Raw genomic sequence first — 15,526 nt, forward strand, 5'->3', positions numbered from 1 at the left:
TCTGGGCTGTTCCGGTTGATGAAGAAAATGTGGTGCTGAGGGTCGGTGAGGCTCGGGTGGTGGCAGTTTTTTCATGAAGTGGGGCGGCGAGGAAGCCGAGGGCGGGTAGGAACTGGAAAGTGGGGCGGAAGCCAGGGCCGGAGGAGTGTGTCAGGGGGTGACGAGCGTGGGCCAGGGATCGAGGGCCTCGAGCTGCGCGGCGATGCGGAGCAAAGTCGCTTCGTCACCAGGGCGGGTACCCCCGAGATGCACGCCCACGGGCAGCACAGTTCCGTCAACCTCGGTTCGGTGGAGCGGCACGCTCATGGCGGCGAATCCGTTCATGTTCCACACGCTCGTGAACGGCGTGAAGCGCGACTGGAAATCGAAGTCCTCTTGCGGGTTCGTGGGAATTCGATCCGCGAGCACGGGCGGCTCCGAGAGCATCGGCGTGAGGATCGCATCGAAGCTCTGCCATGCCTCGGCCATGCGTCGCGTCAACCTCTGAATCCGCGCGATCGCCGCGGCGTATTCAACCCCGCTCACCTCAGCTCCGATGTCGCGAAGCCAGCGGGTAAGTGCCCCCACGCCTGCGGCTTCCTCCGCAGCGCGAGCCTCGGCGCTCCCAGCCGGCCCGAAGGGCAAAGGGAGAGAGGCAGCGCCTACGGTCCACACGGGCATGAACGTTTGCCAGTCGTGGGGTGTCATGGGCGCAGGGATCTCCACGACCGTGTGCCCGAGGGATTCAAGCAGCTCGCGCGCCCTTTCGACGGCGTCGAGAGAGGAAGCGGAAAGCTCCACCTCCGCGACCATGGGCTCCGTGATGAGCCCGATGCGGAGCGGAGCAATCCCTCGCGCATCGAGTGCCACGAGCGAGCTCTCAACGGCCGCAAGCGCGCCGCACCCGCGATCGCCCGGGACGCCCGCGCGAGCGAAAGCATCACCGGGCCTCGATCGTGCAATGAGGTCAATGCCGAGCGCGAGATCCGCGACCGTGCGCGACAGCATTCCGTGGCGCGCGAGCCCGGGACCGTCAAGCCCGAAGGGGCCGACGCTTACCGTGCCACGCGAGGTCAGCATGCCGAGTACGCCGTTGCAGGCTGCCGGCACTCGTACGCTCCCGCCGGCGTCGTTGCCATGAGCGAGCGGTGCTACACCGCAAGCGACGGCCGCACCGGCACCTCCGCTTGAGCCTCCTGCCGTGCGGCGTCCATCCCACGGGGTGCGTGCCGCACCGAGCGGAGATTCGCTAAAGACGCTCATGCCGAACTCACTCGTCGTCGTTTTGCCAATCGTGAGAGTTCCGGCGTTCATGATGTCCTGGGCTACGCCATCGGTGTGCGTCGAGACATTCCCGGCAAGGGCTGGTGAGCCCGCCTCAAACGGCAGGCCTTCTATCTCGACCAAATCCTTGATCGGCACCGGGATGCCCGCGAGCAGTGGCGCTTGCGAGCCGCCGCGCGCGCGAAGCATCTCCTCTGCACTTTCCGCCTGTTGCCTCGCGAGATCGTCGCACACGCACGAAAAAGCCCCGACCTTTCCTCCGCGCTCGCGGGCGCGCTCGAGCACGCGGTCAACGTGGACGCTCGGGGTGAGTTCGCCGTCTCGGTAGGCGCGGGCGAGGCGAACCGCGCTGAAATCGAGCGGATCCTCAACGGTGCTGACGCCCACGGCAAGCCCTTAGGTCAGCGGCGCGAGCGGCGCGAAAAGATCGGTGCGGGAGGTCGTGACGATCGTGTCGTGCTCGCTTACGGGGATCGACACTTCCCAAAACGGGGGCGTGGGTTCGAGGCCGCGATCGGTCAGCGTTGTGAGAAGTGCGTCCCATGAGTCATCGCGCGTGCTGTAGGGGCCATTGTGGGAGAGGGCAGCGATGCGCCCCTCGGGCAAGGAGACGGTGCTCGCCGAAAGACCGGGGAAGGCCGAGCCGGCGTCGGACTCCAGCGCGATGGTCCCGGGGAGCGGCTTTTCGATCGGGAAGCCGATTGCGACGTCGCTGTTCGCGTGCGCGCTGTCAATCCCGCCAACGCGGTAAAACACGACGACGAGGTGCCCGGTGATCGCGACCCCTTCGCGTTCGAGCACGGCGGGAAGCGAATCGGCAACCACCCGCGCGCATTCTCCGAGTGAGCCCATCGCGAGATCGTTAACGCGCACGGCGGCGAGCGGCACGGAGGGCTGGTCGAGCACGGTGAGAGTGGTGTAGCCGCGTCCGTTTTCGACGTCGCTTCCGCCGGGGGTCGTGTGGATGGTCATGGAGTGCTTTCACGTTGAGGACAGGCGTGAGGCGAGTTTACGAGTTTATTTGTCTCACCCGTGCCATAGAGTTTAGGTGTGTTTCAGGGAATCGTGCAGGATCTGATCGATGAACTCGGGATGCTTCCCGGTGTGGGCCCCAAGTCGGCGCAGCGCATCGCGTTTTACGTGCTTGGCGCGGAGAGCGCGTCCGTCGAGCGGCTCGCCTCAACTCTCATCGAGGTGAAGAAGCGCATCCGCTTTTGCGAGGTATGCGGCAACATCGCGGAGGAAGAACGCTGCGCGATTTGCCTCGACGAGCGCCGCAATGGCGAGCTTTTGTGCGTTGTAGAAGAGCCCCGCGACGTGTTTGCCATCGAGCGTCTTCGCGAGTACCGGGGTCGCTACCACGTGCTCGGTGGTGCGATTGATCCCATTGGTGGCGTTGGGCCGGCCGATTTGCGCATCCAGGAACTTCGTGATCGCGTCGCCGAGGGTGGTGTCACCGAGGTGATTCTCGCGCTCGACCCGAACGTTCAAGGTGAGGCCACGAGCACGTACATCGCGCGCACTCTCGCCGATACGGGGGTCGAGGTGACGCGGCTTGCCTCGGGCCTGCCGGTTGGTGGAGATCTCGACTACGCAGACGAAATGACGCTCGGCCGCGCTTTCGCAGGGCGCCGCGCGTTCTAGGGGGTAATGGTGGTGCAGGCTGTTCAGCCAGGTGCAATGCCGGGTGGAGAAATGGGAAGTCCGACGCTTCCCGGGCATCCGGTGCAGCCACTTGCTCCCTTGCGCGGCTTGCCGGAGCCGGAAAAGCTGCCGACGGGGGATGACATCGTTGATCTCCCCGAGGAAGTCCTCTTCGATTCGGCTCGCGTAATGCGCAAGAGGGCGGGCTGGAAGATTTGGGTGTGGATGGCGGTTGTTGGGGCCGCGTCTTGGGGGGTGCTCGGCATGGTCTTTCTTAGCTCTCTCACGCCCATCTTCGCGTTCCTTCCCATCTTTGCCATCGCCGAACCGAGCTTCGTGACCTCGTTCCTGAGCGGTCTGGGAGTTTCTCTATGGGAGGTGCTGTTCATAGCTTTCGGTTCTGCGCCTTTCGGCGCGCTCGCGGGCCTTGGCGCGGCGGCACTCGGTTTGCGTTCTGTCGCGAGGCTTCGTCCGCGTGAATATCTCACGGAGAAGCTGTTTCGGCGAGCGATCGGTTGGTCTTTTGCGAAGTGGCTCCTTTGGCCGCAGCTCGCGGTGCTCGCACTTTCGGTTCTGCTGACAGCGCTTCCCGGCAACACCTTCATGCTCGCCGACTTTTCCTACATTGTGGTCGCGGGATACCTCTCGATGCTCGCTGTGGCGATTGTGAGCGTGCCGGTCGCGGGCGGTTGTGCCCGCACCGCGAATCCCCTTGGATTGCCGGGGTACAACGAGCTGGAGGTGAAACGGCAAGCGGCCCTAGGAACACCTAAATACGCTGCCTACACGCGGGTGATGTTTGCGCAGGATCGGCGGCATTTGCCGCGCAATAAGCTTGTTGTCAACACTCGCATGTTTGTCGAATCCTTCTGCACACTCCTTCGTTACCGCGCATGGCAGATCGTCCTTTTCGCCGCGTTGATCTCCCCGTTTTACTTCTTCGCCGATATCGGGCAGCTCTTCAGTTACGCGAATGACCTCGAAGAGGTGAGCGATGCGACCGACTTCTCACTCGTGAGCCGTCTCTCCTTCGTTGCACTCGTGATCGCGTGGGGGAGTGCCCTCGCGTGGCTTCCGCCCCTTGTGCTTTCGCTCTTTCACCTCATTCCTCCGTCGAAGCGAGGTGTGCGAGATGAACGCACCTACCCCACGATTTCCGAGCGCCTCGCCGTGAATCGGTGGGAACGGGGGGTCGTGTGGGTCACGACCCTCGGTCTCGCAGCGATTGAGGCGGTGTGCCTTTTCGCGTTTCTCGTCGTGCTGAGTGCTACGGGGGATGCGGGAGAAGCCGGTTCCCTTCACATCGCCGCCCTCGTGTTCGCGGGCTTTGGCGCGAGTGCGCTTGGCATGATCGCCACCTACCGCGCTTTAGCGATCGATTTGCGCACGATCGTGTATGGGCCCGCCGGTTGGTACACGCGCCGCGAGGTCCCCTTTTCCGCGATCGCCCCGAAGCGAGGCACACGTGCGGACTTGGCTGATGACCCGCGCGTGAGGGCAGCGTTGCGCGAACGCCAGGCGATGGCGCTCGGCCTGCCGAAAAACGCGAGCCTGGAAGAGATCGCGAAAGCCGCCTCACGTACGGGTGTTCTCCCCGATTTTGGTCTTGGTGACGAACAGGCCGCTCCCGCGATCATCGATCCGCCGGCGGTGAGGAGCGAGCACGACATTCCCGAAAATCTCGAGGAGCTCCACGCGGGACGTCTCACATTGTGAGTGATCTCGGGCGTGCTGCGGTCTTGGTTGCGGGCTCGGCTGTCACAATGGCAAGAGCTTGACGTATTCATGCCACCATCGCGGAATACCGCACGAAAGAGAAAGTCACCCATGGCGCTTGTCGTACAGAAATTCGGCGGATCCTCTGTTGAGGACGCCGCGGCGATCAAGCGCGTAGCCTCGCGCATATCGATGTACGCCAAGGCCGGGCACGAGGTCGTTGTCGTCGTTTCGGCGATGGGCGATATGACAGATGAGCTCATTGATCTCGCTCATGAAGTGACGGCCCAGCCACCCGCGCGTGAACTCGACATGCTGCTGACGGCTGGCGAGCGTATCTCGATGGCCGTGCTCTCGATGGCGCTCAACGCGAATGGCGTGAGCGCACGCGCTTACACGGGCTCGCAAGCCGGCATGATCACCGATGAGCTTCACGGCGGCGCACACATCATCGATGTGACACCCGGGCGCATCCGAAGCGCCCTCGACAACGGTCACGTCGCGATCGTCGCGGGCTTCCAGGGCGTTTCGCGCACCACGAAGGAAATCACGACTCTCGGGCGCGGAGGAAGCGACACAACCGCGGTCGCGCTCGCGGCAGCCCTCGAGGCGGACGTGTGCGAAATCTACAGCGATGTGGACGGCGTGTTCACTGCGGATCCGCGTATCGTGCCGAGTGCGTGCCGCATCCCCGAGATCAGTTCGGAAGAGATGTTGGAAATGGCCGCAGCAGGGGCGAAGATTCTTGCACTGCGTTGCGTCGAGTATGCGCGACGCTTTGAGGTACCACTCCACGTGCGCTCAAGCCACAGCGGCCGCATTGGCACCGTGATTTGCGAGGATCCCGAGCGGGACTTTCCGATCGATCCCGAGCTGACGAGGCACGGCGCCCTTGAGCGTGCAAAAAGTGTTCCACTCACGACTGAGGAGGCCCCCGTGGCGTTCCAAACAGAAGGTGGCCACGAGGCCCCGATGATCACGGGCATTGCCCACGACCGCAGCGAGGGGAAGGTGACTCTCGTCGAGGTTCCCGATACGCCGGGCAAGGCTGCGGCAGTGTTCGAACTTGTCGCCTCAGCGGGCGCTCACATTGACATGATCGTTCAGAACGTCTCGACGGTTGACGCCACCGTCGCGATTTCCTTCACGATTCCCGAGGCGCATGCTGAGGCTGCCACGAGCGCCCTCGAGGCAGCGAAAAGCGAGATCGGGTACCGGGAGCTGCGCTACACGAACCAAATCGGGAAGGTTTCCGTTATCGGCGCGGGGATGAAGTCCAACCCGGGGGTTTCGGCGGCGGCTTTTCGCGCGCTTGCGAACGCGGGCATCAACATTTCGATGATCTCGACGTCGGAGATCCGAATCAGCATTGTCACGCGGGCCGACGAGCTTGATCAGGCGGTGCGCGAGCTGCACACCGCCTTCGGCCTCGACGGCGAGGGCGAAGCGAAGGTGTATGCCGGGACGGGCCGCTGAGGGCGGCCGGAAGGAGAAGGCAATGGGCGAGAAGGTTATGGAGAAGGACCCGTTCGGGCCCGTCATCGCTGTCGTGGGAGCAACGGGCCAGGTCGGCCGCGTGATGCTCGCGCTTCTCGAGGAACGCCGCGTTCGCCACTCGCGGATCCGGGTGTTCGCCTCGGAGCGTTCGGCAGGCTCGCACCTTCGCGTGAACGGCGAAGACCTTGTCGTGGAAAACGCGGATACGGCGAAAGTTGAAGGCGAAGGCAACCGCGTGGACATCGCGCTTTTCAGCGCGGGCGGTGCGACTTCGAGGCGTCTCGCTCCGGTCTTCGCAGCCGCGGGGGCGACGGTGATTGATAACAGCTCCGCATGGCGCAAGGATCCGGAGGTTCCGCTCGTCGTCGCCGAAGTCAATGGCGAGTGTGCCACTCATGCACCGAAAGGCATCATCGCGAACCCGAACTGCACGACGATGGCGGCGATGCCTGCTCTCAAGGCACTCCACGACCGCGCCGGCCTCGAAAGGCTGACCATCGCGACCTATCAGGCCGTATCTGGAAGCGGAGTAAAGGGAGTCGAGGAGCTCGCGGGCCAGGCACGTGCACTCGACAACACCCTTGAAGGCCTCGCCCTCGATGGGTGTATGGAGGCCGAACCGACCCCGTCCGTGTACCCCGCTCCGATTGCCTTCAACGCGGTGCCTTTCGCGGGGGCGCTTGTTGACGATGGGTCCCTCGAAACCGACGAAGAGCAGAAGCTTCGAAACGAATCCCGGCGCATTCTTGAACTTCCGGATCTGCGCGTCTCGGGAACGTGCGTGCGGATCGGCGCATTCACGGGGCACTCGCTCAGCATCCACGCCGAGTTTGCGCGGCCGATATCGGTGGAAAAAGCGCAGGAGGCGGTGCGAGCCCAAGCAGGCGTCAGCCTCGTGGACCTTCCCACCTCACGTCTCGCGGCCGGGCGAGACGGCACGTTTGTGGGGCGATTCCGCAGTGATCAGGCAGTCCCGGGTGGCCGTGGGCTCATTTTCTTCGTGTCTTCAGACAATCTGCGCAAAGGGGCGGCGCTCAACGCCGTGCAAATCTGCCAGCTCCTTGCGGCGTGAAAGTGGCGGGCTGTGTCATACTTGTGTTAATTGTTGGAAATATTGATAAATTTCCGAAAGTCTTTCTCAGTAAGTATCTCGGTCATTCCCTAAATGTGCAGGTCCGCCACGAAGGTGCGGTGTGGGTCGGCACGAAAATAACCGCAGGTCTCGAAGCGCCTTCTGAAGATCCTAGGAGTGTTGACATATGACCCCCGATCGTCGCGTCGCCCGCCTCACGGTCGATCCTTCGCGCGAATCCGGCACTCGAGTCAACCTCACACGGGCACGCGGCGAACGCACGCGCGAGGTGATCCTCGAGGAGGCCACCCTCCTGTTCTCCACGTACGGTTACCGCGGCACGTCGCTGCGCGATATCTCTGAGCGCGTGGGCATTTCCCACCCGGGGATGCTCCACCATTTCTCGCGCAAGGAGGCTCTGCTTCAGGCTGTTCTGGAGCGTGCTGCGCACTACTTTGAGGAACTGATCGACGACTTTGTGAAAACTGCGCAGGATCCTGCGGCGATCCGCGAATGGGATGCGGTACGTCAGTACCAGTCGGTCATGTTCGCGGTCGTGCGGGCCGAGGCTGTCGAAAAGGATCATCCCGGGCATGACGCTATTGTGGGCATGCAAACGATGGCCGAAGAGAAGCTCACCGCTCTGTTTGAGATGTACGAGGATAAAGGCTGGCTCGAACAAGGTGCGGACCCGGGCTGGATCGCCCGCTCAATCGTCGCGATGTGGACCGGGGTGTTTATGCGCGATGCACTCATGGAAGACGGTCTCTACGACCATGACCTGTCGATCTTCTTGCGAATGTTTATCATCCCTCTGCGCGAGGTTGACCCGTTTCCTTCGAAGAGTGGAAAATAGCGCTTATGGCTACCGAGGTTGAGCTCGACCGGCTCCGCAACGCTCTCGTGCGGGATTCTTCCGGCGCGCGCCTCGGGAAGGTGTGCGAAATTTTCCTCAATGATCGCACCCAGAAAATATCGTTTGTTACCGTCGCACTCGGCCCTTTCGGTACCCGAGAAGTCTATATTCCTTACGAATATATTGATCTCGATAATGGCGTTCCTAAAACTGCTCTTCGCCGGGAAATCCTCGAGGGGGCGCCGCGCGCCAACGGGCTTGGCCATTTGACGTTCACACAAGAAGAGCAACTGCGCACGTACTACGAGTCTGCCGTGATTGCCGACCCGTGCTCCTCCCCGCATGACTGATTACCAGAGGTGCCACAGGGTTTGAGCTCGCACCGGAAAACCAGACGTTGTTTACAGCCGCGTGAACGCCAGAAAGTACCCGGTGAATTCTCGGTGACCCGAGCGAAGGGGCGCATCGCCGCTCGGTAGAGTCGAATCAATGGCAATTTTGCCAGGAAGTATTCGCTTACTAATTCGGCACGAGGGCACACATGAAAATCTCGGTTATTGGGCTCGGATATCTTGGCGCGGTTCACGCGGTTTGTATGGCGGAACTGGGGCACGATGTCGTGGGGATCGATGTGGATACCGAGAGGATTGCCAAACTTGAACGCGGCGAAGCGCCATTCTTTGAGCCAGATTTTCCCGAGAAGCTCTCCGCGGCCCTCGAACGAGGAACACTCCGTTTCTCGAAGAATCTTTCCGATGTCCGCGATTGCGACGTGCACTTTGTGTGCGTGGGCACGCCGCAAGGTGCCGACGGCTCCGCTGACCTCGGTGCGCTCCACGCGGTACGCGAGGGTCTTCACGAGATTCTCGCCGGGGCCACCCCCGAGAAGGTTCTCGTCGTCGGCAAGTCAACCGTTCCCGTCGGGACCGCGCGTGGCCTGAGCGAAGCCTTTGCCGACCTCCCGCACGTTGAGCTCGCGTGGAATCCGGAGTTCTTGCGCGAGGGGTACGCCGTGAAGGACACGCTCGGCCCCGATCGCCTTGTCTACGGCGTGCACGAGGAGCAAAAATTTGCGATCTCGCATCTCGACGAGGTCTACGCCTCAATCCTCGAGGCCGGCACGCCGCGTCTTGTATACGGCTATGAAAGCGCTGAGCTCGTGAAGGTCAGCGCAAACGCATTCCTCGCGACGAAGATTAGTTTCGTGAATGCGGTCGCCGAGATGTGCGAGGCGACTGGCGCAGATGTCGTCGAGGTCGCGGAGGCCATCGGCCTTGATGACCGTATCGGGCGTCGCTTCCTCAAGGCCGGTATCGGCTTCGGCGGTGGCTGCCTCCCGAAGGATGTGCGCGCGTTCATTGCGAGCGCCGAAGAGCATGGCGTGGGGGAGTCCTTTGAGTTTCTCCGCAATGTGGATCGCATCAATCAGAAGCGTCGTGCACGGCCCGTTGAGCTTGCCCTTGAGCATTTCGGCGGAAACCTCCGGGGCGTGCCTGTCACGGTTCTCGGCGCGGCTTTCAAACCGTACAGCGACGACGTACGCGACTCGCCCGCGATCGATATCGCGCTTTCGCTCTCGCGGCACGGCGCAGATGTGCGCATTACGGATCCGCAAGCCCTCGACGTCGTGCGTGGTCGCTACGAAGAGTTGACCCTCGTGGACGACCTGGAGGAAGCGATGAACGGGGCGCGTTTGCTCATCCTCGCGACGGAGTGGCAGGTTTACCGCGATCTCGATCCCGCACGCGTCGCCGAACTCGTCGCGGAGCGCGCAGTGATTGATGGTCGTGGCGTTTTCGATCTCGCTCGCTGGCGCAAGGCGGGCTTCACGATCATGGCACTCGGTCGCGGTGAACGAGCCGGGCGACTCGCTTAGCGGATTCCTTCGCCTAGACGTGGCACACTACTAGCGGCTGTGGTCGCAGCTTCCTCGTTGGCGCACATGTGCGCACGCACGCGAGACATCCTCATTTGCGACCGAAGCGACATACGCGAGAAACGAAAAGTAAGGAATGTCCGTGTCCAACGGTTTTGCATCCTCGCCCGCTGAGCGCGCATGGCAACAGACCCCTGAAGCACCCGAACGTACTCTCGTTGTGGGGGCCGGCGGGCAGCTTGGTCGTGCGCTCCAGGGTCTCTGGCTCGGCCGCGACGATGTGGACTTCGTGGAACGCGACGTTCTCGATGTCGGTGCGCACGCCTCGATCTCCGCGTTCGATTTTTCGCCCTATTCGGTCATCGTGAATGCCGCGGGCTACACGGATAAGGATGGTGCCGAAAGTGCTGAAGGCCGCCGCGAGGCGTGGGCCGTGAACGCTCAGGGCGTGGCGCTTCTCGTGTCGGCCGCGCGCGAGGCGGGAGCCGTACTCGTGCACATTTCGAGCGACTATGTGTTCGATGGTTCGGTGGCGTTTCATACCGAGGAGGAGGGATTCGCTCCGCTTGGTGTCTACGGGCAGACCAAGGCGGCAGGCGATGCCGCGGTGTCAACACTTGGAACCCACTACATTTTGCGCACGAGCTGGGTTGTCGGTGAGGGGAAAAACTTCGTGGCGACCATGCGCGAACACGCCCGCAGCGGCGAGTCACCCTCGGTTGTGAATGACCAGTTCGGGCGTTTGACCTTTACGGAGGAGATCGCGCGGGCGGTCGACTTCGTGCTTCGCGAGAAGGTGCCTTTCGGCACGTACAACGTGTCGAATTCCGGCGATCTCGCGTCGTGGTTCGATATCGCTCAGAGGGTCTATGCGCTTACAGGGCATGATCCTGACATGGTTCAGAGCGTGTCGAGCGCTGAGTACCTCGATGCGCACAAGGGCGTTGCAGTTCGGCCGATCAATTCAGCACTTGATCTGAGTAAGATCGTCGCTGCAGGCTTCCACCCGCGCGACCAGTTCGAGGCTCTCGCCGCGTACCTGGCTCAGTGATTATTGCGGCGCATAAGGACGATTGCGCCCGTAGCGGCGAGGCCTAGGCCCCCGATGACGCCCCCGATGAGCCACGCGACCGAAAGGCCGAGGGGCTGTCGCGAGGGATCGGTAATGAGCTGAGTCGAGCCTTCGGTCGATTCCTCTTCTCTTTTTGCGGGATTCGCGCTCGGGGTAGGCCCCGGTCGCAGCGTGCCCCTAGCGCGATTGCCGTCGCTCGTGAGTTTCGAGTAATCACTTCCCACTGCGCCGAAATCGGCTGAGCGGCCGTACCCGTCGCGCCCGGGGATGCGCGACATTGCGCTGGCCTTCGGCCGCACGAAATCCGAGCCGCTCGCTTCGGTGGAGGAATCCGTACTTTTGGTGTTCCCGCGTGACGGGGTGGTGCTGCGACCGCTAGGTTCCCGGTTCGGCTCGGTGGACGCGGAATCGCCCGTGTCTGGGAGCGGAGAAGGCTTTTTCGGCTCCGAAGGAGATGCGCCGGGCTGATCCGTGGGCTCGTGTCCCTTGGTGGGGCTAGGTTCGGGATTGTCCGTGGGATCTTTCGAGGGACTGTGTGTCGGTTCCGGTTCTTGCGTGGGTTCCGGTGCGGGCTTCGGCGTTGGTTTGGGTGTAGGGGTTTCGCTCGGGCGTCCGGTTGGCTCGTCGGTGGGTTCCTTCGTAGGCTCGGTCGAAGGGCTTGGCGCGGGGTCCGACGGTTCAGAGGGCTTCGTCGTGGGCGGGGCATTATCGGTGATGTCGACTTGCGCCTGTGACGCTGTGCCTCCGTCGATTGGAGCAACGGTGATCGTGTAGGCACCGGGCTCAGCGATCAAGAAGGTCACGGTCGCGCGCCCATCGGGGCCCACGGTGGCAATATCGCGCGAATACCCGATCGGTGCGGCCTCAACGGGTTGTGCTTCGACGGGAGTTGACGTGGCGCCGCTCGCGAGGGAAGGCGTGGCTTTCCGGTATTCACCCCGGACGCGCGTGCCTTCCTTGAGGCCACATACGAGTGCCGTGAACTTCGCGTTCTTTTCTACTCTCTGACTCGAAAGAGTGACGGTACCGGGGGTGCACGCGGGGTCGGCGGCGAATGCGGCCACAGTTTCGAACGGAAACGACCCCGAAAACGCGAGAGCCGAGGCAAAAACACTGACGCCGACTACGGCACCGCCGAAGCGGCGCTGTTGCGCAGTGCTCCGTTTCTCCGGCATGGGGTCCTCAGGGTTGCGGGCGGTTATGAGAGGGCGCGACAAAGGTTCCACGCTCGGTCTCACCCTAGGCGACGTAACGGATGTTAAGCGTTTGGCACGCTTAAAACCCGTGTAAAACCCGGGCCATGCTCCTTAGCGACGCATCCGAGGTTTACCCGGGTCCTTGAAGCGTCTACCGGCCTGGTAGCCGAAACGGCGGATCGGCGCGTTTTCCCGAAAGGCCTTTCGCGCTTCCAGGGAATCGACATCGCCCACGACCGGATTTGGCACGCGTGAGATGCCGGTGCCGTTGTAGAGGTACAGGAGGTTCGCGGCGACCGAGCGACGGTTGCGCGTACCGAGCAACTTCGAAACGTGAACACCGAGCCACGCGAGCCATCCGATCGAACCCTGGAGGTTGACCCCACCGGGAAGTTCCGCGATCGCGGCACGTCGACCGATTGTTGCCATTGCTCCCAGGTCGGTGTACTTAAACGGTTTCTCGGCTTCTGCATCGTTGCCTTCGACGATTGCCTTGATCGCGCGCGCGACATGTTGACCCATTTGGACTGCCGGCTGGGCAAGCTGAGGCTGGGGGTCATCGCCTCCTGCGATGTCGCCTGCAGCCCAGACGTTGTGGTAGCCCTTGACGCGCAGGGTGGGATCAACGTCGATTCGGCCGCCGCGCCCCTGCGGGAAGCCCCATGCGTTCACCGCCGATGATACGCTCACGCCCGCGGCCCAAATCGTGATGTCCGATTCGACGTAGGAACCATCGGCGAGGCGCACGAAGTCGTAGCCGACCTCTTCGACGCCTTGGCCGAGGCGAAGCTTTACACCTCGCCGTTCGAGCTCCCGGGCCGCATACTCGCGATGCTCGGGCTCGAAAGCCTTGAGGAGTTCGTCGCCGCGCTGAATGAGGGAGATCTCGAGAGTGCCGGGATCGACCTCGGGGTAGAGCACGTCGAGTTCGCTAATACGGAAATCGGCGAGAGCGCCTGCGATCTCGACGCCGGTGGGGCCACCGCCCACGATTGAAATTGCGAGGCGATCAGTGAAGCTCATTTCCGTGAGCTGCGTGGCGCGCTCGAGCTCCGCAAAAACCCGCTCTCTGATGTCGAGGGCTTGAGAGCGGGTGTACATCGGCATCGCGAACTCTTCCGCGCCAGGTGTGCCGAAATAGTTCGTGGTGGCCCCGCTTGCCAAAACGAGGTGGTCATAGCGCACCGAGCCGCCGTCGGAAAGTTTCACGACCTGCTCATCGGTGTCGACGCCCGTGACCTCACCCTGGCGGAAACGCATGTTAGGGGCGTGGAGGGAGAGTCCTCGAAGGAACATCGTGACATCGCCAGAGTTCAGCCCGGCTGTCGCAACCTGATAGAGGAGTGGCTGAAAGGTCTTGTAGACGTTTCGATCGATGAGGGTTACCCGCACGCGCGCATTCCGCAGCGCGAGCACGAGGTGAGCGCCGGCAAATCCGCCACCGACGACCACGATATGAGGCCAGCTAGCACCATCCTTGGCGGGCACGGTCTTGCGGTAGAACGCGGGCAGCAAGGGCATGAACGATCCGTTCCTTTAGTGAGGCGACTATGCGAGGGCCGACCCCAAGGCTAGGTCGAGGATGTGAAAGAAAGCTCCATATTCGCTGTCGATTGTTTTGCCTCTATCGTGCGTCACGGCGCATGCGGTAGTGCCCGGCGAGCGCAAGCTCAACCCAGAGTGCGCCGACGCCGAGGGCGATTCCGGATGCGTCCGCGAGTGCATCAGTGACGTCCGCCGAGCGCGCGGGCATGAACGCTTGGATAACCTCCACGGCAACACCCCACAGAATGAGGACCGCGATGAGGGCGAGCAAGCGTCGAACTTGCACGACCCCGAAAACGGTGCCGAGGTGCGCGCGGCCCCGCTCGTGGGCACCCTGAGTCGGCGTGGACGACCAGGTAAGAACACCTTGGTCCTGAAGCGTCAGGAGTCTCGCAAAAGCCCAGGTGGTGAAGGCAAAAATAAGAACGTGACCGATCTTGTCGGCACCGGGGAGGCTCACGACGGGTTCAGCGGCGTCGGGAACCCTCGGTACGAAAAATACGGCGTTTGCGAGCGCCGCCACGAGGGCGAGAAAAGGCGCGGACTTCATGAGGTGAGTTTAAATGTCCCACCCTCCTTTTAGAGTGAAAGCATGAGAATTCTTCACACGTCGGATTGGCACCTCGGGCGCACTCTCCACGGCGAGAACCTGCATGTATACCAGCAGGAGTTTCAAGAATTCCTCTTGGCGCAGGTCCGCGAAACCGGTGCGCAGGCGCTCGTGGTTGCGGGCGACATCTACGATCGCTCGGTCCCTCCCGTCGAAGCGGTCGAGCTTCTCCACACTTCCCTCGCCGCGCTCGCGGAGGAAACCACGGTGATCCTCACGCCCGGTAATCACGATTCGGCGGTGCGTCTCGGCTTTGGCTCGAAGCTCATGCGCCCCGGTATCCACATTCTCGCGGATGTCGAGGGCATCGAACACCCGGTTTCGGTCGCCGATGAGCACGGCGAAGTGCTCTTCTTCGGGCTGCCATTTCTGGACCCGGATATTGCCCGCTACAGCCTTGCACCAGAGGGTGGAGTGCCGCTCGCGCGCAGTCACGAAAGCGTCATGGCGAACGCGATGAATCGCGTACGCACGAAACTCGAGACACTCGGGCATCCGCGAAGCGTGGTCCTTGCCCACACCTTCGTCGCAGGAGGGGACGGTTCGGATTCGGAACGCGATCTGAGCGTAGGCGGCGTCGCTTCCGTTCCGGGGAGCGTGTTTGAAGGAGTCGACTACGTCGCCCTTGGCCACCTTCACGGCTGTCAAAACATGAGCGGCCTTGTTCCCGGGGGTCGGCCTGTCGCATGGTACTCGGGAAGCCCTCTCGCGTTTTCGTTTTCGGAGCGTCACCACACGAAGGCCATTGTGCTCGTGGACATGGATGAATCGGGTGCCGTCGACGTTGAGCGAATCCCCACACCCGTTGGCCGAAAGCTCGTCGAACTGGAGGGCAGCCTTGCGAGCATCCTCGCGCAGAAAGAAGAGTACGGGCAGGAGTGGATCCACGCGATCGTGCGGGAAGAGTCGCGCCCTGCCCATCTTCAGCAGACCTTGCGCAGTGCCTTTGAGCACCTGCTTTTCACGGAGTTTCGCTCCACGCGCGATGTGTCGAACACCGAAGCGCCGCTCGTGACGCGCGAGGCCCCGCCCGCCGAGGTGGTTTCGGAGTTTTTCGACTACCTCACGGGGGCAGAGCCGAACGCCACTCAGCGCGAGATCATTGAGCACGTCCTTGCCGATGCGCGTGCCCGCGCTAATCTCACCGAGTCGCACTCGCGAAGGAAGGCATCGTGAGCC

14 protein-coding genes are annotated in these 15,526 nt (G+C 62.6%); 9 read left to right on the forward strand and 5 right to left on the reverse strand.

The window, feature by feature from the left end; genetic code table 11:
• Nucleotides 1-150: 150 nt before the first annotated feature.
• Entirely contained in the window at nt 151-1,650 is a 1,500-nt protein-coding gene (locus M3B90_RS06365; protein ID WP_259889178.1) for an amidase, read from the reverse strand.
• A gap of 9 nt (nt 1,651-1,659) precedes the next feature.
• Nucleotides 1,660-2,235, reverse strand: a complete 576-nt coding sequence (locus tag M3B90_RS06370) for a hypothetical protein (protein ID WP_259889179.1) — start codon at nt 2,233-2,235, stop codon at nt 1,660-1,662.
• 78 nt (nt 2,236-2,313) lie between these two features.
• Between M3B90_RS06370 and recR the strand changes: the two genes are divergently transcribed.
• The 8 genes from recR to M3B90_RS06410 all read left to right on the forward strand — a co-directional run bounded on the left by recR (nt 2,314) and on the right by M3B90_RS06410 (nt 10,975).
• Nucleotides 2,314-2,907 carry a recombination mediator RecR gene (gene recR / locus M3B90_RS06375; protein ID WP_259889181.1) on the forward strand — a complete coding sequence of 198 codons (594 nt, stop codon included), beginning with the start codon at nt 2,314-2,316 and terminating at the stop codon, nt 2,905-2,907.
• A gap of 51 nt (nt 2,908-2,958) precedes the next feature.
• On the forward strand, nt 2,959-4,623 hold the full coding sequence (locus M3B90_RS06380) for a hypothetical protein (RefSeq protein WP_259889182.1): 1,665 nt from the start codon (nt 2,959-2,961) through the stop codon (nt 4,621-4,623).
• Nucleotides 4,624-4,734: 111 nt separating this feature from the next.
• Nucleotides 4,735-6,099, forward strand: coding sequence for an aspartate kinase (locus M3B90_RS06385; protein WP_259889183.1), 1,365 nt, complete (start codon nt 4,735-4,737; stop codon nt 6,097-6,099).
• Nucleotides 6,100-6,121: 22 nt separating this feature from the next.
• Complete coding sequence (locus M3B90_RS06390; protein WP_259889184.1) at nt 6,122-7,192, forward strand: aspartate-semialdehyde dehydrogenase; 1,071 nt, start codon at nt 6,122-6,124, stop codon at nt 7,190-7,192.
• Between the two features lie 187 nt (nt 7,193-7,379).
• On the forward strand, nt 7,380-8,048 hold the full coding sequence (locus tag M3B90_RS06395) for a TetR/AcrR family transcriptional regulator (RefSeq protein WP_259889185.1): 669 nt from the start codon (nt 7,380-7,382) through the stop codon (nt 8,046-8,048).
• Nucleotides 8,049-8,053: 5 nt separating this feature from the next.
• Nucleotides 8,054-8,398 (forward strand): PRC-barrel domain-containing protein, encoded by a 345-nt coding sequence (locus M3B90_RS06400; protein WP_259889186.1) that lies wholly within the window; start codon nt 8,054-8,056, stop codon nt 8,396-8,398.
• A 191-nt stretch (nt 8,399-8,589) separates the two neighbouring features.
• Entirely contained in the window at nt 8,590-9,924 is a 1,335-nt protein-coding gene (locus M3B90_RS06405) for a UDP-glucose/GDP-mannose dehydrogenase family protein (protein ID WP_259889188.1), read from the forward strand.
• 142 nt (nt 9,925-10,066) lie between these two features.
• Nucleotides 10,067-10,975: an NAD(P)-dependent oxidoreductase gene (locus M3B90_RS06410; RefSeq protein ID WP_259889189.1), complete on the forward strand. Its 909-nt coding sequence runs from the start codon at nt 10,067-10,069 to the stop codon at nt 10,973-10,975.
• Here M3B90_RS06410 and M3B90_RS06415 read toward each other — a convergent pair.
• From M3B90_RS06415 to M3B90_RS06425, 3 genes are all read right to left on the reverse strand, one after another.
• Nucleotides 10,969-12,171: a hypothetical protein gene (locus M3B90_RS06415; RefSeq protein WP_259889190.1), complete on the reverse strand. Its 1,203-nt coding sequence runs from the start codon at nt 12,169-12,171 to the stop codon at nt 10,969-10,971. The two genes, M3B90_RS06410 and M3B90_RS06415, sit on opposite strands and share 7 nt — an antisense overlap.
• 132 nt (nt 12,172-12,303) lie before the next feature.
• Nucleotides 12,304-13,713, reverse strand: a complete 1,410-nt coding sequence (locus M3B90_RS06420; protein WP_259889191.1) for an NAD(P)/FAD-dependent oxidoreductase — start codon at nt 13,711-13,713, stop codon at nt 12,304-12,306.
• Between the two features lie 103 nt (nt 13,714-13,816).
• Nucleotides 13,817-14,287: a VanZ family protein gene (locus M3B90_RS06425; protein ID WP_259889192.1), complete on the reverse strand. Its 471-nt coding sequence runs from the start codon at nt 14,285-14,287 to the stop codon at nt 13,817-13,819.
• Nucleotides 14,288-14,329: 42 nt separating this feature from the next.
• Between M3B90_RS06425 and M3B90_RS06430 the strand changes: the two genes are divergently transcribed.
• Nucleotides 14,330-15,523: an exonuclease SbcCD subunit D gene (locus tag M3B90_RS06430; RefSeq protein WP_259889194.1), complete on the forward strand. Its 1,194-nt coding sequence runs from the start codon at nt 14,330-14,332 to the stop codon at nt 15,521-15,523.
• Nucleotides 15,524-15,526: the final 3 nt, after the last annotated feature.

It is taken from the genome of Dermabacter sp. p3-SID358 (assembly GCF_025147465.1).
Taxonomy (GTDB): domain Bacteria; phylum Actinomycetota; class Actinomycetes; order Actinomycetales; family Dermabacteraceae; genus Dermabacter.